The organism is Bacteroidia bacterium (assembly GCA_026932145.1).
GTDB lineage: Bacteria > Bacteroidota > Bacteroidia > J057 > JAIXKT01 > JAIXKT01.
On sequence record JAIXKT010000044.1, the window covers coordinates 65,494 to 92,174 of the forward strand.

Consider the following 26,681-nt stretch of genomic DNA (forward strand, 5'->3'; position numbering starts at 1 on the left):
CGGAGTTATTTTTTTTAGGATTATTTTTTTCCACGAAAAAAATAACTTAGTAAGGTGCTCCATTTTTTTCGTGGAAAACATACTCTGTAGTTATGCTTAAAACGATATTTTTATAGAAACACATTATTTTGATACATTTGTGAACGAATCAATTATGACGCATATCCGTGTTGGGGTTTTCATGGGTGGGAAATCTCGTGAGCGTGAGGTTTCTTTTGCCGGTGGCAGAACTGTTTTTGATAATTTAGATCGTTCTATTTTTGTACCAATACCCATTTTTGTGGACAGCCGCAATAGTTTAATATTGCTGGATTGGCCAAATCTCTACAAAGGTACTATTCGGGATTTTTTCCCGCCTGCTTCTGCTTATAGCCATTTATCGGCTTCTTTTCAATACTATGTAGAGCATCTTGCTACCTTGCAAGGCGAGGAGTATGAGCGTGCGATAACCGAAGTTGGTAGCCGTATATCACTGGAATCATTACCGAATCTTATAGACTGTGCTTTTTTGGCATTGCATGGGCATTTTGGCGAAGACGGAACTATTCAAGGACTTTTAGATTGGTTAAAAATTCCTTATACAGGGTCGGGTATTTTGGGCTGCGCCATAGGAATAGACAAACGCATACAGCCTGTGCTTACCTATTCTCTGCGAATGCCAATAAATGAATCCCTCATCATCACTTGGAAAGAATATTCACAGAATCCGGTTAAGATATTAGAAGACATTAACTTATATGTGAGTTATCCTTGTGTAACCAAGCCTCCGACACAAGGCTCAAGTATTGGTACGCGGGTTGTTCAAAAGCCACTTCAAATAAGAGAAGCTATTTTGGCCTCTTTTTTTAAAGTTGAAGTAGATTTGGTTGTTTGGAATAGCTTAACCAACGAAGAGTGTTATGAACAAATAACCCAATGGGTTGATTTACGTACCGGTTTGGGGCTTCCCCTCAGAGATACTGTTACCCAAACATTGATTTACACTCCCGAAGAACTTTTTTATTATCTACACAGCCAAGCGAAGCAGCGAGAGAGCTTAATATTAGAAGCCTTAGATAGCAGTGATTCTATCATTGTAGAAAAGTTTTTGAATGGAGAGGAGTTTTCAGTTATTGTAATAGCAGGGAGCAATGGAGAACCCATTGCATTGCCACCTACGCAAATAATTAAAAGCGGAACTTTGTTTGATTATAGAGGGAAGTATTTACCGGGTCCAACACGCAAAAAAACGCCGGCTGACTTTCCTGATGAATCTTTATCTGAAATTATGCAAGGAGCAGAACGCCTCATGACGGGAATGAATTTTGACGTTTATGCACGTATAGACGGATTTTTACTGCCGGACGGGCGCATTTTGTTTAATGACCCCAATACTACCTCCGGAATGATGCCCAGTTCTTTTTTCTTTCACCAAGCTGCCGAGATAGGCTTAGACCCCGTTCACTTCTTAACGTTTGTTATTTGGGAATCTATGCGTGCCCGTGTACGTGAAGCCAAAAACTTACTACCGGCCACTACTGTCTTAACAAATCTACAACAAACGTTAAATAAGCAAAAAGAACTTAAAGTGCAACGAGCTACCGTTGGGGTCATTTTGGGGGGATATTCTACCGAAAGACATATTTCCGTAGAAAGCGGTAGAAATATTTATGAAAAGCTAAGCAGCTCAGGGAAATATACACCCGTTCCGGTTTTTTTACTCCATAATAAATATCTCTCTGCCGAGCTCCGTACCCAGTTAAACATTCCAAATGAGCCGGAGTTTTCTCTCTGGAGGATTCCTTTAGCATACTTACTCAAAGATAATGCAGATGATATTCGGGATAAGATTATCCATAGTCTAAAAAATCCCAATGAGAATCCCATAATTAAGCAAGTTCGCCAAAGACTTGCTTCTATTAGAGAAATGCTGAATGGAGAAGAAACCACATTACCGAGCTATATTCCGCTAAACCAGTTAGATAACCATATTTCTTTTGCTTTCATTGCATTACATGGCCGTCCGGGCGAAGATGGAACAGTACAAACTTTTTTAAGTAACCTTGCTATTCCTTACAACGGTAGCTGTGCTGCAACGGCTGCTTTAACCATAAATAAGTTTGAAACCATCGAACTATTGAGCAAAGCCGGCCTCAATAACCAGTTTAAACATACCCTATTTACGCGGTCAGAATGGAAACAAGACCCTGAAAAAGCCTACTTGCGGATAGAAAAGATATTTTCGTATCCCTTTATTGCAAAACCGGTTGATGACGGCTGTAGCAGTGCTGTCAGAAAAATAAATTCTCGAAATGATATAGAAAATTATACCAAAGTAGCTTTTAGAGATACAGAAGAGATTCATCCGGATTTGGCGGCAGCTTTAACCCTAAAACCCAATGAAGAATTTCCGGCCAAAGATACTTTTTTAATAGAAGAATTTATTGGGCGAAATGAACAGCTTAAACACTTTTTGGAAGTAACCGTTGGTTTATTAACCCACTTTGGCAGCAATGGCAAAAGAGTTTATGAAATCTTTGAACCCAGCGAGACTTTAGCAGGCAGTGGAATCCTTTCTTTAGAAGAAAAGTTTTTAGCCGGAGAAGGCCAAAACATAACCCCAGCAAGGTTTTCCCAAGAACCAGAACTGAACCGTAGATTATCCCAAAAGGTTCGAGAAAAAATAGAATATGTCGCTAAACTATTGGACATAGATGGATATGCCCGAATTGATGCCTTTGTGAAGATATATGAAAATAACAAAATAGAAGTCAGCATAATAGAGGTAAACTCCTTACCCGGAATGACTCCTGCAACGTGTATTTTTCATCAAGCTGCCTTAAAAGGATATACTCCTTTTCAGATGATTGACAAAATCATTACCTATGGCTTCAAAATAGCCTCAATAGGAGCAAATAATCAGGCTAAAGTATAACTGAAGTATTTTTTGCGTTCAAGAGCAGCCATTTAAGGCACTAACGCTGCCCATAGATAGATATAGGTAGTTTTTTATGATATAACTCAACCGAGTGATAAAAGATTCGTAAAAAAAGTAGAATTTTGTATCTTATATCAGGGATATGAAACCAATTAAAACTCTACTTATAGGAGTGCCGATTCTGCTGCTTAGTTTTAACTATCATTTAACACAAGCACAATCTACAGAAGGTATTCAAAAGAAAATTATAGAATATCAAATCAAAGACAATGTACGCTCTACCCTAAAAGCTAACCAACAGCTAATGAAGGCTATCAGCACCCAAAATGGAAAACTCGATAAAGACTACTTGTGTGCTGCCTACGACCATATAGAATTTTTGTTAGAAATGGATTCATTAGCGGCAGCTAAAACGTTAATCCAAGAATTAAATGCGACTGTAGCCTCTAAGCCGGATTATCCCCCTATCGTTAAAATTCATCAGCTAATGGCTCAGGCAGAAATCGAATCCTATAACGAACATTATCTTGAAGCCGAAAAATTGTATGAAAGTGCCTTAGAACAAAGCCGTAAGGTATCCGAAGACACATTGTTACTTCGCACCTCAATTAACTTAGAGATAGCAGCACTCAACAACACCATTGGTGATTATCCCCGTGCTCTTCAAGGGTCGTTAGCTGCATTACGGGTACTCTGGCCACAGGTACAAAAAGACAAATCCAACAGTCAAACAAAAGATCCACATTTCAAGATACAGCAATACCAGCATTTATATCTACGTGCAGCCGTTGAATTTGCCAAAGCAAATACTTTCTACGGAAACTATCGAACGGCAGATTCACTATTTACGGCAACGCTAACTACTGTAAATAAATGGGCTACAAAAAAACATCCTGACCACCTTGCGTTTTCCTTAGAATATGGAAAGTTTTTAGCCGAAAAGTTGGATTTTAAAGCAGCCGGCAAAGTCTTAAAATCAGTAGAAAGCGGTATGCAGATTTACTATAAAACAGGTCATTACAACCATATAGATGCCTTAATTGCTGTCGCTAAATTAGACGCAAGGCGCGAACGCAATACCACCGCTGCAAACGAATTTTCAAAAGCTATCTGGATTATGGAAAAAGGCTCATATCCAAAACCCGCATTTCGAATAAAAGCCTATGTGGATAGAGCGAACTTCCTATTAGACAAAATTCGCAACAGAGACATTGACGTAGAAAAAATGTTTACCCAAGCAAATAAAGTGTTAGGAGAAACAACTGTAGATTTACCCATAACACGTATATACCTGCGCAACGCACAAAGTAAATACCAACAAAAAATAGCCTCCGGCAAAACAAAGTTAGTTGATGAATATCTTCAAAGTTTAGCACAAGTCAGGCAAGCTGCTGGCGAAAGAACCGTTTTATATGCAGATTTAGAGGCAGAAATAGCCCGCTTGATGATGCTTGATAGGAGATTCCCTATTTCAGATAGTTTATACCGCCACGCCCTCGCCCAGTATGAAGTCCTGCGCCACCCCAATCAGCCAGATTATATCGAAATGCTCGGAAACTTTGCCCAACTCTTAGTCTTGGAAAGTAAATATGAAGAAGCTGATAAAATATTAGCCCGTGTTTATGCCGAAACTAAAAAATTCTGGGGTGATGAACATATCAACACCATCATGGCTATGGATAAAGCCGGAAAAGCCTACGTAGATATGGGAAAACTATCCAAAGCAGACTCAATGCTCACCAATGCCTTTAAACTCATTCAGCCAAAGATTTACGATTATTCCTTTGAATACAGTTTAGTGCTTGAACACATAGGAGAACTTTACCAAGCACAAGGTAAATACAAAGATGCAGAAGTCAAGTTCTTAGAAGTAGAACGACTTAAAACAAAATATTTTTCCCAAGAACAAGCTGCATACAGTTCCTCCGGCGAAAAACTGGCAGAACTCTATGCACAAATGGGGCAATACGAAAAAGCAATCGAATATTTACTACAAATAATTAAAAATCAGGAAAAATCAGGTATATTTAACGATTCTTATGCCAATGCTCAGTATATTCTTGCACGAATCTATTTAGACATCGGGAAATATAGCCAAGCCGAGCAAGCTATCTTAAAATCCCGAAACCTAAACGCAAAAATCTGGGGAGAAACCCACCTGAAATATGGCGTATCACTACTTACTTTAGCCGAAATAGAAATAGCCTTAGGCCGCTATGAAAATGCCGAAAAAGATTTATTAGCCGCCGTAGCTATCCACAACCAATATTTAGGGGCCAAAAATCTTGCTTCTGCAAACGTACTGGCTACCTTAGCTACCCTTTATCACCTGCAAGGTAAAGCCGAAAAAGCCATCGAAACCATGAATAATGCCGTTAATAATGCAAAAGCTGCCGTTGGCGAAAAACACATCGGCTATGCAAAACTATTAACCCAAATGGCTAACCTATTGATAGCAAATGGAAAACTTACCGAAGCTGCAGCAGCCCTCAATAATTCCCTACAAATTCAAGAAGAAGTAATTGGCGCAAAACATCCAGACTACATCCGAACCGTAGTAACCCTCGCTACCCTCTACAAAGAACAGAAAAACTATAAAGAGGCACAAAAACACTATAACTCAGCAGTTAGAAACTGGGAAAAAATCATGGGAAAATCCCACCCAGATTATCCTTATTTTCTCTTTGAACTCGCCGAACTCTATTGGTTAGAAGACAAAATCAGCGATGCAAAAGATAGCTACCTGCGCTCTATAAACCTGATACTGAAAAATATAGATACCTACTTTCCCGCAATGAGCGAGGAAGAAAAAACAAAATTTTGGAACAAAACCCGCCCAAAACTTGAAATCTTTAACTACTTCGCTGCCAAATATGCCCAGCAAGAACCCGACCTAATATCTTCAATGTATAACTACCAAATAAAAACCAAAGCACTACTCCTAAATACCTCCACAAAAGCCAGAAACAGAATCCTAAACAGCAAAGACGAAGCACTCATAAAACTCTATCAAAAGTGGATAGAAAAACGAGAATACCTTGCCAAACTATATGCAATGCCGACATTTGAGTTAGAAGCATCCGACATAAACCTAACCAAAGAAGAGCAGGAGGTAAACGACTTAGAAAAAGAACTAAGCGCAAAATCAGAGGAGTTCGCATCCAGTAAAGATTCCAAAAACTATACTTGGAAAGATATTCAAGGGCTACTAAAAGAAAAAGAAGCCGTTGTGGAGCTAATCAGAACCCGCGAGTTTAACCGGCAGCTTACAGATTCCGTCTTTTACATCGCATTAATAATTTCACCCACCACAAACCGCCAGCCGGAAATAGTTATTTTACCCAATGGTAAAAACTTAGAAAAACGCTATTTCTTAAACTACACACGCTCACTCTCCAATCGCTTTGAAGATACCTTATCTTATGACCAATATTGGCGGGCTATTGACCAAAAATTGGGAAATGCTACCCGTATTTATGTCTCTAATGACGGCGTTTATAACCAAATAAGTTTAGCCTCATTACGAATATCTCCCAATAACTACTTGATAGACAAACGCGATATATTTTATATCTCTAACTCTAAAGACCTCGTTCAACTCAGAGATAGAAAAACAAAATTTAAACCGGAAAAAACAGCCGTCTTAGCCGGAAACCCAGATTTTGATATGGGATTAACCAACAAACAGTCTTACAGACTTCCTGCCCTACCCGAAACACAAACAGAAATAGAAAATATCGGCACAACACTGAAAAAATACAACATAGAACCAACCCTCTTTGAAAAAGAATCGGTTACAGAAGCTAACATCAAAAACGTTTCCAATACCGGAATTTTACATATTGCTACCCATGGTTTCTTTTATCCGGACGTTTCAGACTACACAGATACACGCTTATTTGGAATTCAAACAGGAAAAGCAGCCCAAAATCCCTTGTTACGTTCTGGTCTCTTTTTAGCAGGTTCCAGCAAAGCCTTCCTTTCTGATCTCGAAAATGCCGATGGAAAACAGGCCGAAACAGACTCCCTCGCAGGAGGAATTCAGGCTTCAAACACCAACAACGGCGTCTTAACGGCCTATGAAATGATGAATATGAGCCTCGATAAAACAGAACTCGTTGTGTTAAGTGCTTGCGAAACAGGTCTTGGAAAAGTTAAAAACGGTGAAGGCGTTTATGGCTTACAACGCGCACTATCAATCGCCGGTGCACATTCCGTGATAATGTCCCTTTGGCACGTTGATGACGCCGCCACACAAGAGCTGATGTCCACATTCTATAACAAATGGTTAGAAAACAAAGCCGCACCAGATGCCAAGTTTAATGCCTTCAAAGCCGCTCAACAACAATTAAAAACCAAATACCAATCTCCGTACTATTGGGGAGCTTTTATCTTGATTGGGCAATGAGTTTAGACCTCTGGGAAAAAAATAACCCCCAATTTCTGGACATTATCCAATGTTGGGAAAAAAGTACCGGCTGCAGCATAGATTCCAGAACGATTCAACCCGGAGAACTTTTTTTTGCGCTTAAAGGCACAAACGTTGATGGCAGTAAATTTGTAGAAAGAGCCTTAGAATCAGGTGCTTCCGGCGCAGTAGTTAGCCAAGATTCACTTTTTGGGAAAAAAAATCCCCGCATTTTCGAGGTAGATGATCCGCTAACAGCACTTCAATGTTTAGCCCGCTGGCATCGGCTAAAATATCCCTGCACTGTTTTAGGGCTTACAGGCTCAAACGGAAAAACTACCACCAAAGAAATTTTATCCAGAATCTTTCCCGATAAAAATACCGTTTGGGCTACCCCCGGAAATTTCAACAATCATATTGGCCTGCCTTTAACTTTACTAAAGCTCCGCCCACAGCACCGAATAGCCATCTTAGAAATGGGAGATAACCACACAGGTGATATAGCACTACTCTGCGAAATTGCACTGCCAGATTACGGACTAATAACAAACATCGGAAAAGACCATATCGGATTCTTAGGAACATTGCAAGCCAATGCCGCCTCAAAAGCAGAACTTATCACCGCCTTAGAACAAAAAAAAACTTTTTTCTTAAACTTAGATGACCCGCTCATAAAACCATTTTGCGATGAAACTCCAGTGATAACATATTCAACAAACCCAAAATTAAAGCCAGAAGCAGATTTTTACGGAAGCCTAACAGCGAATAATCAACTTGGTATTCAAGTAGTTATAGAACATCAGCAAAAGCAATGGAAATTTAACACACATTTACCGGGAGCTTATAATCTCTCAAATATCTTAGCTGCTGTTGCCGTTGGGATTACCTTAGGCACAACCCCAGAATCTATTCAACATGGGTTAAATAACTACATACCCCAAAATAACCGCAGCCAATGGATAACTTTTCAGCAAAAACAGGTCTTATTGGATGCCTACAATGCAAACCCATCATCAATGGAGGTTGCCATCAGCAACTTCTGCTCTTATGCCCAGCCGAATAACCATTCTGAACCAATATTAGCATTTATTTTGGGAGATATGTTAGAGTTAGGAGAATACAGTGTATCTGAGCACCAAGCCCTTGCTGATTTACTGCAAGACGTTCCCAAAAACTCCATAGTCATATTAGTAGGTCAGGAAATTAAAGCAACGTCATCAGCCTTAACAAGGAAACATTATTGGTTTGAGAGCATCAATCAGGCTATTCCAGAAATTCAGGAACGTATAGCTCCTGCTGATTTAGTGTTAGTAAAAGGTTCACGTGGGGTAGGCTTAGAAAAAATATTTTCATAAATATTTGTGTTTTATGAAAAAAGAACTGTACCTTTGCGCTCCAATTTTTGTTCTGTATGGACAATTTAAACTATTACGAAACCACATTTATTGTATCTTCGGAATATTCTCAGGACGATGCAAACATCATCATTGAGAAGTTCAATAAGATTATGCAAGATGGTGGCGCAACAATCACCAATCAAGAGTGCTGGGGTATCCGCAAGTTAGCATACCCTATCCGTAGAAAACACAGTGGCTATTATACGTTCACTGAATTTTGCGCTCCTGGAAGTTTTATTTCCAAATTAGACCAGGAGTATCGCTACGACGAGCGCGTTCTGCGCTTTTTAACGGTAGTCCTAGATAAACATGCGATTGCCTATAACAAAAAGCGTTTAGAGCAGGGCTTCGGTAAAAAGAACCCTATTACTGAAACTATAACCGAATCATTGTAATTATGGCAGACAAACGAAAAGCATTGGGAACTCCTCCGTTAAATCCGGCAGCGAACGGCCCCTACTCGGAATCTCGTAAAAAATATTGCCGCTTTAAAAAAGCAGGTATCAAATATATTGATTACAAAGACCCCGATTTCTTATTGAAGTTTATTAATGAGCAAGGTAAAATATTACCTCGCCGCCTAACCGGCACTTCACTAAAATATCAAAGACGTTTATCTACCGCTATCAAGAGAGCCAGACACTTAGCCTTACTTCCTTTTGTTGCTGACGGACTTAAATAATTAAATCATGGAAATTATTTTAAAACAAGATATAAAAAACTTGGGGGAAAAAGATGATGTTTTAGTTGTCAAAGATGGTTATGCTCGTAATTATTTGATACCCAAAGGATATGCTATGTTGGCTACTCCGGGTGCTAAAAAAATGCTCGCAGAAAATCAACGCCAAGCAGCACACCGCCAAGAGAAAATCAAAAATCAAGCAATTGCTACCGCTGAGTTATTACGCAATATTTCCCTGAAAGTAGAAGCCTTAGCCGGCACCGAAGGTAAAATATTTGGCTCTGTAACAGCACTTCAAATAGCTAATCTCTTAAAAGAGCAAGGATTTGAAATTGACAGAAAACGTATTACCTTCAACGAAGATATTAAGCATATCGGGCAATATATTGCTTACATCAACTTACATAAAGAAGTTAAGGTAGAATTACCCTTTGACGTAACTGCCAAAGCTAAATAACCCAAAAGTAGTAGGCCAAATTCAACCTTTTCAATTTTAGGTTTTATTGGGTTATCTACTATTTTGGCTAAAATCGCACAGATATAAAAAATATTAATTCGGTTTTTTGGGCTATAAAAAGTTTGATTAATAAAATTTTTCCCTATCTTTGCGGTCTCAAAAATGGTGATGTAGCTCAGTTGGTAGAGCAAAGGACTGAAAATCCTTGTGTCGGAGGTTCGATTCCCTCCATCACCACACGAATTATAACTGTTGAGCATTTTAGCTTTAGGCAGGAATCCTGCGTGGGCTTTTGGTAGTTTTTTCAAAGACCAGCCCCTCCAGAGATGAAGAATGTTTCAAAAATTGCCCTTTTAGGTTCTACCGGTTCAATTGGAAGACAATCACTGGAAATTATCCGCTTACATCCGGAACAATTTTCCGTTTCTGTACTTACCGCAAATAGTAATGTAGAGTTACTTATTGAACAGGCCATTGAGTTTAAACCCGAAACGGTTATTATTTCAGAAGCAAAATATTATCCGCACGTAAAAGATAGTTTAGCTAAAACAGGTATTCAGGTTTTAGGCGGCGAAGATGCACTTAACAATATTTCTGAAGTAGCGGATTTTGATACGGCATTGGTAGCTTTGGTGGGTTTTTCCGGCCTCCGACCAACTATAAACGCCCTAAATAACCAAAAGAAAATCGCCTTAGCAAATAAAGAAACATTGGTTGTAGCCGGAAAAATCATCAAAGACTTGGCTAAGAAAAATCAAGTTCCTATTTTACCCATTGATTCTGAACATTCTGCAATATTTCAATGTTTAGTAGGTGAAGATATTGATACCGTAGAAAAGTTGATTTTAACAGCCTCCGGTGGGCCTTTTCGTAATTATTCAGCGGATGAGCTATTGTCAATAACCCCGGAACAGGCTTTAAAGCACCCGAATTGGAGTATGGGGGCTAAAATCACCATAGATTCCGCAACCCTGATGAACAAAGGTCTGGAGGTCATCGAAGCTCATTGGCTTTTCGATATAGATTCTTCTAAGATTGAGGTAATAGTTCATCCGCAGTCTATAATTCATTCGATAGTTCAGTTTATTGACGGGAGCCAAAAAGCCCAATTAGGCTTGCCGGATATGCGTGTGCCAATTCAGTATGCGTTGGCTTACCCTAAAAGAATCCCGAATCAGCTAAACCGCTATAACTATTTAAAACCTGATACATTAACGTTTGAGCTACCGAATAAAAATTTGTTTCCTTGCTTAAATTTAGCGTATGAAGCCTTAGCTATGGGCGGAAATGCCCCTTGTATCCTAAACGCAGCTAACGAAATAGCCGTTTCTCGGTTCCTAAATCATCAGATTTATTTTACACAAATTCCTGATTACATTGAAAAAGCACTCAAAACCATGCCATTTATTTCAGCACCATCCTTAGCGGATTTATTTTACACAGACTTAGAAACAAGACAATTACTAACCTACACAACTGCGTCTTAATGGAAACCATAACTAATTTTTTATATTATGCCGGCTTATTAATTTTGGGTTTAAGCATATTGGTAGTTTGGCACGAGTTAGGCCACTTTTTACCGGCTAAATGGTTTGGAATGCAGGTAGAAAAGTTCTATCTATTTTTTGACTGGCCACGTAAGTTATTTAGTTTCAAGAAAAATAATACAGAATACGGCGTTGGTATGATACCTTTGGGAGGGTATGTAAAAATTTCCGGCATCGTTGATGAGTCTATGGACACAGACTTTGCGGCAACTCCGCCTCAACCTTGGGAATTTCGGGCAAAACCTGTTTGGCAAAGATTTATCGTAATGGCTGGAGGGGTCATTATGAACGTTATTCTGGGCGTTTTTATTTTTTGGATGGTAAAATATGCCGTCGGAGACTACAAAATACCAATTTCCAATTTGAAATATGGCATAGACGTTGCCCCCGGATCTTTTGCAGAAGACCTCGGCTTTAAATCCTATGACCGATTATTAACCTTTAATGGCAAACCCGTTCAATACTTAGATGAAGTGAGTAATCCCAATATTTTATTAGAACAAGATGCTTATTTTGAAGTACTTAGAGATGGTCAGAATGTTCGGATTAATATTCCCAATGATTTTATAGATAAGTTTTCTGATCAAAAAAACAAACAAACTCCATTTTTATTTCTTCCTAACACAGAGCCTATCGTCTTGGTTGTGGAAAAATCTCCTGCATCTAATGCCGGTTTAAAAGACGGAGATAAAATCACCCAAATAGATAGTTTTCCCATAAAAACTTTTACGGATATACGCCAAGCTGTTAATAAACGAGCTAATCAATTAATAGAAGTTAATTTTATTCGTGATAATCAATCGTTTACAGCAAAAGTACAATTAGATAGTACCGCTAAGTTAGGGATAGCCCAAAACGATAGCTCTATATCAGTAGAGACAATACAATATTCTATTTTTGGGGCTTTTGTACCGGGTTTAACAGCCGCATTTTCTACCGTTACGGATAACATCAAGGGTTTACGAAAAATTGCTACCGGAGAAGCAAGTGCCGGTAAAAGTATGGCAGGGCCTGTAAAGATTGCCAAGATGATAGGGAAAAACTTTGAAAAATCAGGCTGGTTAGGCTTTTGGAGCATTACCGGCGCATTGAGTATGGTATTAGCATTTATGAATATTTTGCCTATTCCTGCTCTTGACGGCGGTCATATCGTATTTTTGCTCATTGAAGGCATTACCGGTAAAGAACCTTCTCTCAAAGTGCGTATGATAGCCCAACAGATAGGAATGATAATTCTATTGGCTCTGATGGCCTTTGTGGTCATTAACGACATTATCAATTGAGATGCACTACGAATTTTCTTTTGGGGGTCTGACTTCACCAAGATATGTCTGACTTCATCGGCCACCATTGCGGGTTGGGATTGGTTCGCCTAAAAAAACCCTTAGAATACTATCAAGATAAGTACAACTCACCCCTTTGGGGGCTTGATAAGTTGTATTTGCTGATGCAAAAACAGCATAATCGTGGCCAAGATGGTGCCGGAATTGCTACCGTTCAACTGAACTCACTGATTGGCAGACCCTATTTAGACCGAATGCGCTCAGTAGAGAATAATCCGTGGCAAAGCATTTTCAAAGAAATTCATACACAACTAAGGCTACTTCAGCAAAAGAAGCCGGATATTCTTAACAATATTCCGGAACTGAAAACACATTTTCCGTGGGCTGGTGAAGTTTTATTAGGGCATCTGCGCTATGGAACTTTTGGGGATAATTCGGTAGCAAACTGCCACCCCGTTTTGCGGCAAAATAATTGGCGAAGCCGAACCCTCTTATTAGCCGGAAATTTTAATCTAACGAATGTAGAAGAATTATTCCAAAAACTTATTTTTTTAGGGCAACATCCTCAATACAAGTCTGATACAGAAACAATGCTCGAAAAAGTCGGGCATTTTTTGGATGTTGCTGTAGAAGAGCTTTTTAGAAAGTTTAAACCTAATTATCCCAAAGAGAGGCATCTAATTTCACAGCATATTGAGCAGGAATTAGATATTTTGCCGGTTTTGACCGATGCTGCCAAAACTTGGGACGGGGGTTATGCTTTAGGCGGAATATTGGGGCACGGTGATGCCTTTGCTGCCAGAGACCCTTGGGGAATACGCCCGCTATGCTGGTATGAAGATGAGGAAATTATCGTATTCTCATCCGAAAGAGCTGCTGTTGCCACCGTATTTAACGTTCCTATTGCCGATGTTCAGTCAGTAAAACCCGGTAACTGCATAATAATCAAAGCTAATGGAGAAATACGCCAAAAGCAATTTCTGCAGCCGGCAGACCAAATAACGAGTTGTTCTTTTGAGCGAATTTACTTTTCTCGTGGTAATGACCCCGAAATCTATGCGGAAAGAAAACAACTTGGCCGGTTATTGTTGCCTGATATTTTGAAACAAATCAACTATGACTTAGAGAATACCGTATTCAGCTACATCCCGAATACCGCCAAAGTAGCTTTTTTGGGCTTACAAGATGCACTTGAACGGCATTTAAGCAGTAATTTAATCAATCAGCTTTCTCATCAACCGGCATTAGGTTCTATTCATGCGTTATTAGCTATCCGCCCAAGAATAGAAGAGGTTATCCTCAAAGATGTAAAGTTGCGAACTTTTATCACCGATGATTCTAATCGCGACAATTTGGTTGGCCATGTTTATGATATTAATTACGGTTCGATTCGCCCGAATATTGATAGATTGGTTTGCTTAGATGATTCGATTGTGCGGGGCACAACGTTAAAACGCAGTATTTTGGCTATTTTAAAACGGCTTTCTCCAAAACAGATTTTGATAATTTCTTCAGCTCCCCAAATTCGCTATCCGGATTGTTATGGAATAGATATGGCTCAAATTGAGCAATTTATTGCATTTCAGGCAGCATTAGCATTATTAAAGGAACGTAACTTGTGGGCTATCGTAGAAGAAACATATACACGGATTAAAGAAGCCGAAAAAAAACAGCATTTAGGTCAAAAAAACTATGTAAAAGCAATTTATGAGCCTTTTCAGGAAAGGGAAATCTCGGATAAAATTGCCTTTATGTTAAGCCCTGACGGAGGAGTTTCGATTCTATATCAAACGGTTGAAAACCTGAATAATGCAATACCCAATCACAAGGGAGTTTGGTATTTTACGGGTGATTATCCAACGCCCGGCGGAACTGAGGTCGCAAATCGAGCCTTTATGAACTTTATGGAAGGCAAACATAGACGCGCTTATGATTGATAATCAAAACGTTAATGTTTTGTACAACCTCTTTTACAAAGGGATTTTAGACTTCACAAAGCCTCTTAAAAATTATCTAAAAACCAAATAGATAGGAATATTCATCAAAATAGGGATTCGGTTGCTGGTAAGGCATCAAGGTAGGAATATGTAACCGAGAATTTACCAAACGAACTTTATGCTCTACAAGTAATTCTTCTACCCGCTTGCGATGGCTACCAGATCCTGTTGTATAAGCATAGGTATCAGAGGCTGGCAAATTTAGCTGCATCGTTAAATTCAAAAAATGATACCAAGCATCTTCCGCAGAACCTATCTGAAACTGATTAGCAAAATATACATTCCCGTAACGATACACTAAAATAAGCAGATAATTTTCAAAAACCTCTAAGTTTACCGTTATGGGCACCTGCAATTTTAGGTGCAATCGGTGGTGCAGTATCAGCAATGGAGTAATTAAGTTCTTAAGGGAATATTCTTTAAAATAATATTGGCATTTTTTGATGAGCAGGTGGTCAGTTGCATATACCAAATTGAGAGATAACGTACGGATAAAATCTCTGTAGCAAAAATCCTTTTCTGACTGGATGGGAAATAATGTACCTAAATAGGCTTGTTCAGTTCCATTAACAAAAAAATCATTGGGAACAAGCTGCCAATAATCCGCTAATAATAAAATATCTATTGATGCAAACTTATGCTGAAGAAGTTCTTCCGAAAAACAGATTTTATCAAGATGTTCCTTTAATGGCAAAGATTCTGGGTTTGGGTTGTATTTCAGCAACACAAGCTCATTCATTTGATTTAACAGTGCATAGTGAATCCCTGCATTTGTTAAAGCTAAATGTAACTTATAAACAGACAAATAGTTAGCGTCAAAAGAACGGCTAACATAATTTACCTGCATATTTAAATTCGGTGAGTTCGACATAACCCTATGGGTTAATTTGCAAAAATGGTATTTTTTTTAATGATAATCAATATACGTAGTAGAATTTATTTTACGAATTTCTGCTATAATTGTTTGGTGTAATTCTACTAACTTAGATCTTTGGGTGGCAGATATCAGAATGCAGGGGCTATTTTTTTTTGCAATCCAAGATTGCTCAAACTGAAATACCTCTTCATCCGTAAGTTTATCGGCCTTATTAAACACTAAAATAGTGGGTTTATTAGCAGCATTAAGTTCTACCAATGTTTTTTGTACTACTTCAATATGCTCTAAATAAGCTGGATGCGCTACATCAACTACGTGTAATAGAATATCTGCCTCTCTTACTTCGTCTAAAGTACTTTTGAAGCATTCGATTAGGTTATGTGGGAGTTTTCGGATAAAACCTACGGTGTCTGATAGGGTGTAAGATATGTTATCAAAAAACACTTTACGGGTTGTGGTGTCGAGTGTTGCGAAGAGTTTATCTTCGGCGAAGACATCTGTTTTGCAAAGGGCATTCATGAGGGAAGATTTTCCGGCATTTGTGTATCCCACTAAGGAAACGCGGGTTATGCTGTGCCGGTGCTGCCTTCTGGTTTGATTTTGGCGGTCTATACGGGTCAGGTCTTGTTTTAGTTGCGATATTCTATTGCGGATATGGCGGCGGTCTGTTTCTATTTCTTTTTCACCTGCTCCGCCGCGCATACCCTGCCCGCCCCGCTGACGCTCTAAGTGAGTCCATAATCCGGTTAGGCGAGGTAGCAGGTATTGTAAATGAGCTAATTCTACCTGTGTTTTTGCTTGCGAAGAGCGCGCCCGGTCAGAAAAAATCCGCAAAATCAATCCCGTTCTGTCTAATACAGCACAACCAAACTCTTTTTCAATATTTTTACATTGGGCAGGTGTTAAATCATCATCAAAAACAACGAGTTTTATATCTTCTGCCTTTACCCAAGCAGCTATTTCGGCTATCTTTCCGGAACCAATGTAAGTTCGGGGGTTCGGAAAATCTACTTTCTGTAAAAACTTAGTTTGAACAGTAAAACCCGCTGTATCAGCCAATAATGCTAATTCATCTAAATATTCAATTACTTTTTCCTGCGGCTGTCTATTGTGAAAAACCCCTACCAATGCAGCCAAATAGTTTGGGCTTCTATTTTCTGTGAATGTACTCATTAAAAAAAGTTGTCTCTTTACTTTTCTGGGGATTTCTTTTCCCTACAACTTGATGCAAAGTTATAAAGACAACCTTTAAAAATCCTTAACTTGCCAATAATTTTGGGATAAGTTGTTTGGCTAACCTATCGTATTCAAATAGCTTACTTAGTTAGTAATTGTACAGATCAAAATAAATAGCTATAATTAATTGATAATGAGTTTTTTATGATATTTTAAATTGTATTATTATTGCTACTTTGTAAATCAAAATAGTTTCGTAGTTCATGGCTAAAAGTATATTATTGCTATCTGAACCCTTTTATGAAGACGGTTACATTATCACAAGTGGATATGCGAATTTTTTTGCCCACATTGATTCAGAAAGTAATAGGCGTTTTTATTTATTTACATTGTATGCAGGTGAGTGGTTTCCGGCTGCTTGGGCAGATACCGGAGAACTATCTTTTGAGGTAGTTCCCGGCCTGCAAGCTACCATTACTCCCCAAAAATTATCCGAAAACCCAAAGCCGCAAATAGAAAAATGGCTCTCTATTTTAGATAAAAATGTTATTTCAAAACTTTTAGACAGGCCGTCTCCTCAGCATAATATCTATAACTACGGAAACTACACTTTACAAGGAATCATTTATATTAAATCCGCTATTTCTTGGGTTACAAGTGATTGTCAAGAGGCTTTATTTGGTGGCCTCGAATTAATGCCCTTAGAACAGCCTTTTCCTTTAACGACTCACGCCTTCGTGGAGCTTCCTGAAGAATGTAGCTGCACGTTCAAAGAGGTAACAGATAAAAATGATTTGCTGGCGGGAGTAGCCAATTTGCAGCTATTGCTAACACCACTATTAACGCTGCATATCCAAAAGCTGACAACCATAGAAAGCTACCAAATTACGCAGCAGGCAGAATTTCAGAAAGAAAAAACCCAAATAGCGTTAGCTCAGTTTACCGCTATTTTAAGACCGGAAATAGCTGCCGAAATAGAGCACCTTAAAATAGACCAGACCGATGATTATTTATTTGAAGCCTGTTATTTTGTGGGGAAACAATTGGGCATAAAAGTACGAGACCCTGCAAGTGGTGCTCAGGGAAATATCTTTTCGATAGAGTATTTACAAGAAATAGCTCGTTTTTCGCGGTTTCGGATACGGGAAGTGTATCTAAGACCAAACTGGTGGCGAAATATCTCTGAACCTATTTTAGTATTCCAGACGGCTGATAAACTTCCGGTTGCTATCTTGATAGAACCCAAAGACAAGTTCGTTTATTTCCCAAATACCAATCAAAAAATCCCCTTGACCGAAGAGTTTGTAAAAAAACTCAACTCGTTTGGATACTCATTTTACCGGTCATTTCCTTATAAGAAGTTGGCTGCAAAGGATTTACTATATTTCGGCCTTTTTGGAATTCAGCGAGAATTATATCGAGTATTGGGAGTTTCGGCTATTGCCGGTCTATTAGGTATGGCTGTTCCGATAGCTGTTGGCTTTTTGTATGACTATGCCATACCTCATGCTGATTTTAATGCATTGGTTATTATCAGCACCATGCTTTGTGCAGTCGCTATTTCACAATGGTTGTTGGAACTTACCCGTTCTTTTTCTTTGCAGCGAATAGAAGCCCGAATGGATACCTCGCTGCAAGCGGCTGTTTGGGATAGAGTACTGTCATTGCCCATTACATTTTTCAGGAACTACACCGCAGGCGATTTAGTGGAGCGTTCCTTAGCCATTAGCCACATCCGAAAATTATTATCCGGTTGGGTTGTTACTGGGTTGCTAAACGGAATTTTTTCGGCATTTAATTTTATTTTGCTGTTTGTGTACAATCCTAAGTTTGCCTTAGGCGCGCTGATATTAACTTGCTTAGCAATTGCGGTACTCAGTATTTTGAATTTTTATCAGGTGATGTTGCAGCGTAAGGTAATGGCGATTTCGGGTTACTTAACGGGGGTAGTGTTTCAGTTAATTTCTGGGGTGTCAAAGCTAAAATCTGCCGGAGCAGAGGTACGGGCTTTTGCGCATTGGGCAAGTCAGTATTCTGACCTCAAAAAGCAGATATACAAAACCCGTGCATTGGGAAGATGGCAACATTTAATCCAAGAAGTTGTTCCGTTAATAGGTGTTTTCTTTCTATACTATTTGGTTAGCAGAGAGATAGCCATACCCAAAACAGCACTTAACACGGGTTATTTTTTAGCCTTCTCCGCGGCATTTAGTATTTTTCTATACAGTGCTATTACGTTAAGCCAGTTAGTTTTTCAGGTGTTAGAAATAATTCCCACATTTGAGCGAGCTAAGCCGATTTTAACAACTCTGCCGGAGGTGCTGGCAACTTCGGCAGTTCAAAGTAAACTTTTGGGGCAAATAGATTTAAACCACGTTAGCTTTCGTTATTCTCCTGATAGTCCCTATATTTTACAAGATATTTCTATAAGCATAGCTCGTGGAGAATATGTTGCGGTTGTGGGGCCGTCAGGGTCAGGGAAATCAACATTACTGCGACTTTTATTAGGGTTTGAAAAGCCTGAATCAGGCTCAATATTTTATGACGGGCAAGACCTAAGCACATTAGACCCAAGTTTTATGCGTAAACAAATTGGGGTTGTGCTACAAGACGGAAAGTTATTACCTGACGATATTTACCGAAACATCGTTGGTGCATCCAACATTAGCCGAGATGCAGCTTGGGAAGCCATTCGCTTAGCTGGTATGGAAGACGACGTCAAGCAAATGCCTATGGGGCTTAACACAATTATCAGTGAAGGTGGCGGAACGCTATCCGGCGGGCAACGCCAACGAATTATGATAGCAAGAGCTTTGGTAAGAAAACCCGCTATACTCTTCTTTGATGAAGCCACCAGCGCCTTAGACAACATAAGCCAAAGAACCGTTACCCAAACCTTAGATAACCTGCGAGTAACCCGAATCGTGATTGCACATAGGCTCAGCACAATCACCCAAGTAGATAGAATAATCGTGGTAGATAAAGGTAAAATTGTCCAAAATGGTAGCTATGACGAACTGCTAAATCAACCCGGGCTTTTTCAAGAACTGGCAAAAAGACAAATAACCTAACCCCTAAAAGGATTAATTTTCGCCTGCAATACCGGAAACAACTATTCGCATCTCATTGATATTCAGGTATTTTTGACAAACTCGCTGAATATCTTCCGGTGTTATAGAACGCACAATCTCGTAAGCCTCTTTCCAATCTTCATCGGATAGGCTATTTACCCACTGCGTTAAAAATAGGTCGGAAATTTGAAATGGAGTTTCTTGATTACTTAACATTCTGCCTAAGAGATAGTTTGCTGCGATTTCTAATTCAGCCTTAGGAACTAACTCTTGCTGAAGCCGAACTGTCTCTAACTCGATTTCTGTTAAGGTCTTGCTTACATATTCATGGGCAGTTTCTGTTTGGATAATCCACATACCGTTATATTTATAGCATTGCAAGCTGGATCCTATTCCGTAAGTATATCCTTTTTCTTCACGGATATTTTTCATTAATCTGGAGCCAAAAAAGCCTCCAAACAAGGTATTTGCTAAACGCAGGGTGTGATAATCTGGGTGATTCCGCTTAAATAGCGGAAGAGCTATCCGAATGGTGCTTTGCATAGTATCCGACACAGGGTGGTAAATAACGCCCGGTTTTTCTGCCTCCGGAGGATTTAAGCCAGCAGAAACCGTATTGGTTTCCCAAACAGGAAGCTGGGAAACCATATTATCACATTGCCGAACAAGGGTATCTTCATCAAAATGCCCAACAGCAATTAAGGTTAAATTATTTGTATGAAAAGTTTCTTTGTGATAATCAATTAATTGTGATAATTCTATCGGAGAAAGTTCGGCTTCGCCGATATGCCGACCATACGGGTGGTTTTTGCCCCAAATCAAATGTCCGCTCAATCTACGTGCCCAATAGCTTGATTTTCTTGTATCTACCTGAATCGCTTGTTTTGACCGAGTTATCATCAAGTTAAATTCATCTTCAGGGAAAGTAGGGCACACTAAAATCTCTTGCAAAACTGGCAGTGTCTGCTGAAGCTGTTTTTCTAACGAACTTAAACTAAAACGAATTGTTTCAAAGCCGGTTTCAATTCCAAGTGAAACGCCGTAAAAATCAAATTGTTCCGATAATGCTGCACTGCTGTAAGATTTCGTCCCTTCATTCATCATTTTAGGCGTAAACAAAGAAACACCGGGCAGTTGCTCAAAACAATATCCCCCCTGAAAAACCACCTGCAGCTCAACAATAGGCTGTTTACCATGTTGAATGCAATATAATTTTACACCTTTTGATAAAGTATGACAATTTACTTTTGGGAACGGAATAAATTGTATGGGTTGTATCGGCGGCGGCGCAGTTCTGTCTAACATAGTTTAGAAAGTCGCGAAACTACATATTTTGAAAGGGTAAACAAAGATTTATCTATGATAGGTTGCTAAATACCGAAAAATAGTCCGGCAATATATCTCCTAAAAATGGGAAGACGAACTGGTAGTTTCCGGCGTAGGCTTCTGCTGTTTGATAAGTGAAAACTGCCTTGAAATGTTAAAACCAAATCGAAATTGCCCCCTAAGCCAGTTCGATTGTGTGTATGCTAAATAACTGTTTTCTACGATTGCCGGTGCATTGGTAAAATTTACAGAAAATATGTGGCCACCGGTTTCAAATTCTAACCCTAAACCGAACGGCGGATAATATTGCTTATTACCCAAAGCATCTTTTTTGGAATTTCTGAATGAAGAAAATAAATGATAATAATCTGCTACAACCACAAACCGTTTGGTGATTTTAAAACGAAGTCCTAAACCGATGGAAATCAGGCTTTTGCTGTCTTCTGTGTCATAAATATAATTTCGATACAGCCAAGCAGGAGCTATCTGTACCGAAAGCCTATTGGAAAACTTTCGGGCGATAAGTGTTTCAAAAAAGTAAGAAAACCGATGAATGTATTTTGGAAAATTATGGGGGTCTTTAGGGGTTGTGCTGAATCCGGTATTCGCTAAAACGGTAACGGATACAGGGACTTTATTGTCCATAGTTTGTCTAAAAACTCGGTATTTTAAATATCCGTCTAACAGTTGGTTAAACTTACTGCGCCCGAAGCCGGCACAAAATCTATCTGAGATACCGTATTCCAATGCGATGCGAATATCTGTGGAGTTATCAAAGCCAAAAAAGGTATTAGGGCCTCCATAGCTGCCGGCGGCATCTCCAAAGCGGTGCGTAATACGAAAATCCAACTGACCCCGCCGCACCACCTCTATTGAATGTGCGTTGATTAGCCGAGTAGTCTTAAACGAAGCGATAACCGGTTCACCTTTCGCATAATCACCGTCCGGCAGCATCTTTAACAAGCTATCCTGCGAAAAAACATCCCAATAAAACCAGCAAAAACCAATAAAAAGCACAAAAAAACGCATGATTTACTGCTTCGGTGGTGAATACGGCAGCATCTTAGCCTTCAAAGAAACGTCAATACGCTCAGCAATCTTTTGAAATACAATTTTGGGAATGGTGATGTTGTGGTTTACCAACAACACATCAAATTTTGAATCTAAGGATATTTTATCCGGCTCTACTTTAAGTGTTCCGGATAAAGTTCGGTCTTGGGTTACGCCGTGTATAGTTAGTTTTCCGGTTGCGGTAACTTGATATTTTCCGGATTTACGCCAATCTATGGGATCATTAATTTTTCCGGAAAAAGTTCCATAAGGAAACTTTTCGCTTTCCATATAATTTTCATTAAAATGCTCTTGCATCAGTTCTTTTTGAAATTTAAAGGACTTTATCCCGATTTTAACTGCAATCTCATTGGTTTCAGTGTCTATCAAGATGCCGGCTGTTTGGGAAATAGCTTTGATGTTTTCTAAAGGTGCATCAGAGAAAAAGGAAACTTCTGCGGATTGTGATGACCAATATTTTTGGGCAAAGGATTCAGCCCTCAAACTCAATAGGCAAAGTAATATAAAAAATCTCATTAGTGGCTGGATTTTTGGCTGCTAAAATAAGCCCAAAAGAAGACGTTTTTTTAGCTTATTTGCAAATTTACACAAAATTCACCCAATCATGCTGACTATTGTTATGGTTCGGAAAATATGAAATTATTGTTCATAATGCCAAATGTCAATTAATAAAGAAACCGGAAAATATAACCATAGCATTATTTTAGGCAGATTTTCTTTTGTGTAAGGAGAGTTGGAATCTGTTTATTTTTGGGTTTATGTTTGCGATATTAGATAGTTTTTTTAATTTTGCAGCCCAGAAACGGTAGGTGTAGCTCAGTTGGTTAGAGCATCAGATTGTGGCTCTGAAGGCCGTCGGTTCGATTCCGATCACTTACCCTAAATCATTGTATGTTAGGTTATTTGTTAGACCTAATATATCCTCAAGTATGCGTTATTTGCAGGAATGGGCTGAATAAACAAGAAAAAGAAATTTGTTTATCCTGTTTATTTGGTATAGAGCAAACTCGGTATCATCTTCGGCCTGAAAATAATGAGTTATATATGCGCTTTGCGGGAAAAGTACTAATTCAAAAAGCAGCGTGTTGTTTTTATTTTGACCCTAAAGGTTCTCTTCAGAAAGCTCTACACGCCTTAAAATATGATAATACTCCGGAGGTTGGTGTAACATTTGGCAGGTTTTACGGCTCTATTTTGCAAGATTCTGATTTTCTAAACGGCATAGATACTTTAATACCCATTCCACTGCATCCAACAAAACTTATCAAACGCAGGTACAATCAATCTGAAAAAATTGCATCTGGGATTAGTGAAATAACGAAGATTCCGGTAAATACAGATACGTTAATTCGCCAACAAGCCACGGAAAGCCAAACTAAAAAAACCAGAATTGAGCGCTGGCAAAACACGTCCGATGTCTTTCAAGTTGTTCACAACCTCACTGGCCATATTGCGCTGGTAGATGACGTTGTAACAACCGGTTCAACATTGGTTTCTGCGGCGCAAACTTGCTTAAATGCCGGTGTAAAAGTCTCTATAATCGCACTCGCAACACCCAGACAATTTTAAAAACAATCATTGTCAGTTAGTTAGCGATTAAAAAAAATATATCGTGTACTATAAATGACAGTAATCCTGAAACCATAATCCATTTGAGTAATCTACTCTGAGCACTAAAGTCGGTGTTTTTAACAGATTTTGTAAGTTTTCTAAAAACGAATATTATCGGAATTTGTACAAATATCAAGGATAAAACCAGATATTGCCAGTCGTAATGCGATAAAATAAATGGTAAGTTGCACAAAACCAATAATATAACGTAAGCATATTTTAGCACAGAAACTGTTCCGGCAATACCTAATTGTATTGGCAATGTTTCTAAATTAGCACTTACATCTCCCGGAATATCTTCTACGTCTTTAGTAATCTCCCGAATGAGGGTTGTCCAAAAAGCAAATACGGCCAGCCATATCAGTGTTTTGGTAAAGTGAGCCAGCATTGCGGCGCTAATAACTACTAAGGCTGATAGTAGGCTGATTAACAAATTACCAATAGCATTTTTACGCTTAAATACGTATGCATAAGCATATAAAGCAATCAACGCGAAGCCGTCTAAGACTTGAAATTTCCAAGGAAACTGAAGGCTAATTCCAATGATTAACCCGCACACAAGGTTGTAAAATGTCCAAACTTTTTTGGGGGAAAGATGTACACTAACAATAGTTCGCTTCGGTCTGTTAATTCTATCTATTTTATAATCAAAAATATCGTTTATCCAATAGCCGGAAGCCGTAATCAATATCAACACAACTCCCTGTGCCCAAAAAAGGTATTGTTGGATGAACTGGAAGCTATGATAGCTGGCTATCCAAGCGCAGGTAATATAAATCAGGATGCTGATTAATACATTTACCGGGCGGCTAAGCCAAAAGAGCCAGTATAAATCTTGGAGAGGATTCTGTAACCGGCGTTTCACTACTTATTAGGTTGCCAAAGGATTTCTTGGCCACCGGAGCGGTGATTCAGAATACGAGAATATACAAAAAGCCAGTCTGAGAGCCGGTTTAAGAAGGGCAAAATAATGGGGGAGATTTCGGCTATTTCAGCTAAACTAACACACAATCGTTCCGCCCTACGGCAAACGCACCTCGCTATATGTGCGTAAGATGCGGCCAAGCATCCTCCCGGCAAGATAAAGTTCTTCAATGCCGGCAAACTCTCCTCCCATGTATCTATCGAGTTTTCTAACTCTTCAATCAGAAAACTATCTAAATCCGGTAAGTGCATTTTGTTTTTTTCAGGACCAGCAGCCAAGCAAGAACCAATGTTAAACAATTGATTTTGAATTTTTTGTATCAACTCGCTTTCTTTTAGAATGGTATTTTGATCTCTCAAGACCCCAAACCAAGAATTTAACTCATCAATAGTTCCGTAACATTCTACTCGCAGATGATTTTTAGGTACTCTGGTTCCGCCAATCAATGACGTAGTTCCGGTATCTCCTTTTTTAGTATATATTTTCATTTACAGACAACGAACTCATTCAGAGTTCTTATGTTATCCAACAAAGTGTTCCCAAAAAAAGTTTTTTAGTAAACTATTATCTAATAGGCCTTTTATCTAAATTATTCAAAATAACAATTGTATAATCTGCTAAATTAGTTATTTAGATTAGCAAGCTATTGTGTTATTTTGTGCGATATACAAGGCTTTTGTGTAGCTGTGGGCTAAGCGGGCGACTTCGTCTATCAGTTCAAATAGAGACTCTGTATCAGGAACCCCTAAGTCTTTGGATAAGATTATTAGGTAGCGTAAACAATCTATATGAACAGATGTGTTTTCGAGGGATTTAATTTTTTGTGTTCGTTCTTTTCTCTTATAGCCTTCTATCACTCCGGTGGCTATTAGGAGAGCTGTTTTTTCGATTTCGTCGGCGAATACGGGATTATTTTTCTCTACCCAGCGAATTATTTCTTGGGTTAGCTGGTGTGCACGTTGCCATACGATTAAGTCTTCAAAGGTTTTAGGTGGTTTCCGTTCCATTGCTTATTTTCTAATTAAGTTGTCGTCAGTATTTACTCGCAAATAAAAGCAAAAAAATCATACTCTTATGCGTAATTTGAAAATTTATTTTTTGTTTATACAAAAAAGTCTGGGATTAGCTCCATTCCGGGCTGAACTGCATATTTTTGAAGTTCGGATTCGGTCATTCCTTGATTTTTCAGGATTTCTTCATCAATAAAGAAGTTACCGGTTGTAGCAGTGGGTTGGTTTAAAATCCAGTAGGCTGCGTCAGCCATAATTTCAGGGATTCTGCTTCTTTTTACGATTTCGTCTCCGCCCAGTAGATTTTGGACTGCTGCGGTAGCTATTGCTGTTTTAGGCCAAAGCGCATTGATAGCAACTTTTCCGCGAAATTCTTCTGCCATGCCTAAGACACACATACTCATTCCGTATTTAGCCATTGTGTAGGCTACGTGGTTGGCAAACCACTTAGGGTCCATGTTAAGCGGTGGAGATAAGTTTAAAATATGGGGAGATTCGCTTTTAAGCAGGTGAGGCAGGCAAGTGTAGCTACATAGGTATGTTCCGCGAGCATTGATTTGGTTCATCAGGTCATACTTTTTTAGCGGCGTTTGTAGGGTTGGGGTTAGGCTGATAGCACTCGCGTTGTTGATTAAAATATCTATTTTACCGAATGTTTCAAGTGTTTTTTCTACGGCTGTTTGCACTTGGTCTTCAAAGCGAATATCTACGACAAGTGGTAGTGCTTTTCCGCCGGCTTCTTCTATTTCTTGGGCAGCTGTGTAAATGGTTCCGGGTAGTTTTGGATTAGGGTCTGCTGTTTTCGCAGCAATTACTATGTTAGCGCCATCTAAGGCTGCTTTTTTGGCAATTGCTAAACCTATTCCGCGGGAACCACCGGTTACAAATATCGTTTTTCCTCTTAAACTCATTCTTTTACAAAATTA

The 26,681-nt window shown here is 39.0% G+C and carries 20 protein-coding genes and 2 tRNA genes; 13 read left to right on the plus strand and 9 right to left on the minus strand.

The window, feature by feature from the left end; genetic code table 11:
- Positions 1–139: 139 nt before the first annotated feature.
- The 10 genes from LC115_10195 (at position 140) to LC115_10240 (ending at position 14,628) form a co-directional block, all read left to right on the plus strand.
- Positions 140–2,914 carry a D-alanine--D-alanine ligase gene (locus tag LC115_10195; GenBank protein MCZ2357035.1) on the plus strand — a complete coding sequence of 925 codons (2,775 nt, stop codon included), beginning with the start codon at positions 140–142 and terminating at the stop codon, positions 2,912–2,914.
- A gap of 145 nt (positions 2,915–3,059) precedes the next feature.
- Positions 3,060–7,325, plus strand: a complete 4,266-nt coding sequence (locus LC115_10200; GenBank protein MCZ2357036.1) for a CHAT domain-containing protein — start codon at positions 3,060–3,062, stop codon at positions 7,323–7,325.
- The gene (locus LC115_10205) at positions 7,322–8,680 is read left to right on the plus strand and encodes a UDP-N-acetylmuramoyl-tripeptide--D-alanyl-D-alanine ligase (protein ID MCZ2357037.1); all 1,359 of its coding nucleotides are present in this window, start codon (positions 7,322–7,324) and stop codon (positions 8,678–8,680) included. The genes LC115_10200 and LC115_10205 overlap by 4 nt, the downstream gene beginning before the upstream one ends.
- Positions 8,681–8,736: 56 nt before the next feature.
- Positions 8,737–9,117: a 30S ribosomal protein S6 gene (rpsF, locus tag LC115_10210; protein MCZ2357038.1), complete on the plus strand. Its 381-nt coding sequence runs from the start codon at positions 8,737–8,739 to the stop codon at positions 9,115–9,117.
- Between the two features lie 2 nt (positions 9,118–9,119).
- Positions 9,120–9,404, plus strand: coding sequence for a 30S ribosomal protein S18 (rpsR, locus tag LC115_10215; protein ID MCZ2357039.1), 285 nt, complete (start codon positions 9,120–9,122; stop codon positions 9,402–9,404).
- Positions 9,405–9,411: 7 nt separating this feature from the next.
- Positions 9,412–9,861, plus strand: a complete 450-nt coding sequence (gene rplI / locus LC115_10220) for a 50S ribosomal protein L9 (GenBank protein MCZ2357040.1) — start codon at positions 9,412–9,414, stop codon at positions 9,859–9,861.
- A 164-nt stretch (positions 9,862–10,025) separates the two neighbouring features.
- Positions 10,026–10,098: transfer RNA gene (locus LC115_10225), tRNA-Phe, on the plus strand.
- Positions 10,099–10,187: 89 nt separating this feature from the next.
- Positions 10,188–11,348: a 1-deoxy-D-xylulose-5-phosphate reductoisomerase gene (locus LC115_10230; GenBank protein MCZ2357041.1), complete on the plus strand. Its 1,161-nt coding sequence runs from the start codon at positions 10,188–10,190 to the stop codon at positions 11,346–11,348.
- The gene (gene rseP / locus LC115_10235; GenBank protein MCZ2357042.1) at positions 11,348–12,691 is read left to right on the plus strand and encodes an RIP metalloprotease RseP; all 1,344 of its coding nucleotides are present in this window, start codon (positions 11,348–11,350) and stop codon (positions 12,689–12,691) included. The genes LC115_10230 and rseP overlap by 1 nt, the downstream gene beginning before the upstream one ends.
- Positions 12,692–12,735: 44 nt before the next feature.
- Positions 12,736–14,628 (plus strand): amidophosphoribosyltransferase, encoded by a 1,893-nt coding sequence (locus LC115_10240; GenBank protein MCZ2357043.1) that lies wholly within the window; start codon positions 12,736–12,738, stop codon positions 14,626–14,628.
- 76 nt (positions 14,629–14,704) lie between these two features.
- Here the strand turns inward: LC115_10240 and LC115_10245 are convergent, their stop codons facing one another.
- Both LC115_10245 and hflX read right to left on the minus strand, forming a co-directional pair.
- On the minus strand, positions 14,705–15,559 hold the full coding sequence (locus LC115_10245) for a DUF3822 family protein (GenBank protein MCZ2357044.1): 855 nt from the start codon (positions 15,557–15,559) through the stop codon (positions 14,705–14,707).
- A 36-nt stretch (positions 15,560–15,595) separates the two neighbouring features.
- On the minus strand, positions 15,596–16,738 hold the full coding sequence (gene hflX, locus LC115_10250) for a GTPase HflX (GenBank protein MCZ2357045.1): 1,143 nt from the start codon (positions 16,736–16,738) through the stop codon (positions 15,596–15,598).
- Positions 16,739–17,004: 266 nt separating this feature from the next.
- On the opposite strand from hflX, the gene LC115_10255 reads away from it, so the two are divergent.
- Positions 17,005–19,812 (plus strand): NHLP bacteriocin export ABC transporter permease/ATPase subunit, encoded by a 2,808-nt coding sequence (locus LC115_10255; protein ID MCZ2357046.1) that lies wholly within the window; start codon positions 17,005–17,007, stop codon positions 19,810–19,812.
- Between the two features lie 12 nt (positions 19,813–19,824).
- Here the strand turns inward: LC115_10255 and LC115_10260 are convergent, their stop codons facing one another.
- From LC115_10260 to LC115_10270, 3 genes are all read right to left on the minus strand, one after another.
- Positions 19,825–21,117, minus strand: a complete 1,293-nt coding sequence (locus tag LC115_10260; protein MCZ2357047.1) for an insulinase family protein — start codon at positions 21,115–21,117, stop codon at positions 19,825–19,827.
- Positions 21,118–21,216: 99 nt separating this feature from the next.
- On the minus strand, positions 21,217–22,167 hold the full coding sequence (locus LC115_10265; protein MCZ2357048.1) for a DUF5777 family beta-barrel protein: 951 nt from the start codon (positions 22,165–22,167) through the stop codon (positions 21,217–21,219).
- Between the two features lie 3 nt (positions 22,168–22,170).
- The gene (locus tag LC115_10270; protein MCZ2357049.1) at positions 22,171–22,698 is read right to left on the minus strand and encodes a YceI family protein; all 528 of its coding nucleotides are present in this window, start codon (positions 22,696–22,698) and stop codon (positions 22,171–22,173) included.
- A gap of 316 nt (positions 22,699–23,014) precedes the next feature.
- On the opposite strand from LC115_10270, the gene LC115_10275 reads away from it, so the two are divergent.
- Positions 23,015–23,088: transfer RNA gene (locus LC115_10275), tRNA-His, on the plus strand.
- Between the two features lie 12 nt (positions 23,089–23,100).
- Positions 23,101–23,778 (plus strand): ComF family protein, encoded by a 678-nt coding sequence (locus LC115_10280; GenBank protein MCZ2357050.1) that lies wholly within the window; start codon positions 23,101–23,103, stop codon positions 23,776–23,778.
- Positions 23,779–23,794: 16 nt separating this feature from the next.
- Here LC115_10280 and LC115_10285 read toward each other — a convergent pair whose 3' ends face one another.
- The 4 genes from LC115_10285 to LC115_10300 form a co-directional block, all read right to left on the minus strand.
- On the minus strand, positions 23,795–24,685 hold the full coding sequence (locus LC115_10285; protein ID MCZ2357051.1) for a geranylgeranylglycerol-phosphate geranylgeranyltransferase: 891 nt from the start codon (positions 24,683–24,685) through the stop codon (positions 23,795–23,797).
- Positions 24,685–25,233, minus strand: coding sequence for a cob(I)yrinic acid a,c-diamide adenosyltransferase (locus LC115_10290; protein ID MCZ2357052.1), 549 nt, complete (start codon positions 25,231–25,233; stop codon positions 24,685–24,687). The genes LC115_10285 and LC115_10290 overlap by 1 nt, the downstream gene beginning before the upstream one ends.
- A 147-nt stretch (positions 25,234–25,380) precedes the next feature.
- Positions 25,381–25,752 (minus strand): four helix bundle protein, encoded by a 372-nt coding sequence (locus tag LC115_10295; protein ID MCZ2357053.1) that lies wholly within the window; start codon positions 25,750–25,752, stop codon positions 25,381–25,383.
- A gap of 95 nt (positions 25,753–25,847) precedes the next feature.
- Entirely contained in the window at positions 25,848–26,666 is an 819-nt protein-coding gene (locus LC115_10300; GenBank protein MCZ2357054.1) for an NAD(P)-dependent oxidoreductase, read from the minus strand.
- Positions 26,667–26,681 lie beyond the last annotated feature (15 nt).

Coding starts and splice junctions, on each gene's coding strand:
- LC115_10200 (MCZ2357036.1), top strand. CDS start 3,060: ATGAAACCAATTAAAACTCTACTTATAGGAGTGCCGATTCTGCTGCTT.
- LC115_10205 (MCZ2357037.1), top strand. CDS start 7,322: ATGAGTTTAGACCTCTGGGAAAAAAATAACCCCCAATTTCTGGACATT.
- rpsF (MCZ2357038.1), top strand. CDS start 8,737: ATGGACAATTTAAACTATTACGAAACCACATTTATTGTATCTTCGGAA.
- rpsR (MCZ2357039.1), top strand. CDS start 9,120: ATGGCAGACAAACGAAAAGCATTGGGAACTCCTCCGTTAAATCCGGCA.
- rplI (MCZ2357040.1), top strand. CDS start 9,412: ATGGAAATTATTTTAAAACAAGATATAAAAAACTTGGGGGAAAAAGAT.
- LC115_10230 (MCZ2357041.1), top strand. CDS start 10,188: ATGAAGAATGTTTCAAAAATTGCCCTTTTAGGTTCTACCGGTTCAATT.
- rseP (MCZ2357042.1), top strand. CDS start 11,348: ATGGAAACCATAACTAATTTTTTATATTATGCCGGCTTATTAATTTTG.
- LC115_10240 (MCZ2357043.1), top strand. CDS start 12,736: ATGTCTGACTTCATCGGCCACCATTGCGGGTTGGGATTGGTTCGCCTA.
- LC115_10245 (MCZ2357044.1), bottom strand. CDS start 15,559: ATGTCGAACTCACCGAATTTAAATATGCAGGTAAATTATGTTAGCCGT.
- hflX (MCZ2357045.1), bottom strand. CDS start 16,738: ATGAGTACATTCACAGAAAATAGAAGCCCAAACTATTTGGCTGCATTG.
- LC115_10255 (MCZ2357046.1), top strand. CDS start 17,005: ATGGCTAAAAGTATATTATTGCTATCTGAACCCTTTTATGAAGACGGT.
- LC115_10260 (MCZ2357047.1), bottom strand. CDS start 21,117: ATGTTAGACAGAACTGCGCCGCCGCCGATACAACCCATACAATTTATT.
- LC115_10265 (MCZ2357048.1), bottom strand. CDS start 22,167: ATGCGTTTTTTTGTGCTTTTTATTGGTTTTTGCTGGTTTTATTGGGAT.
- LC115_10280 (MCZ2357050.1), top strand. CDS start 23,101: ATGTTAGGTTATTTGTTAGACCTAATATATCCTCAAGTATGCGTTATT.
- LC115_10290 (MCZ2357052.1), bottom strand. CDS start 25,233: ATGAAAATATATACTAAAAAAGGAGATACCGGAACTACGTCATTGATT.
- LC115_10295 (MCZ2357053.1), bottom strand. CDS start 25,752: ATGGAACGGAAACCACCTAAAACCTTTGAAGACTTAATCGTATGGCAA.
- LC115_10300 (MCZ2357054.1), bottom strand. CDS start 26,666: ATGAGTTTAAGAGGAAAAACGATATTTGTAACCGGTGGTTCCCGCGGA.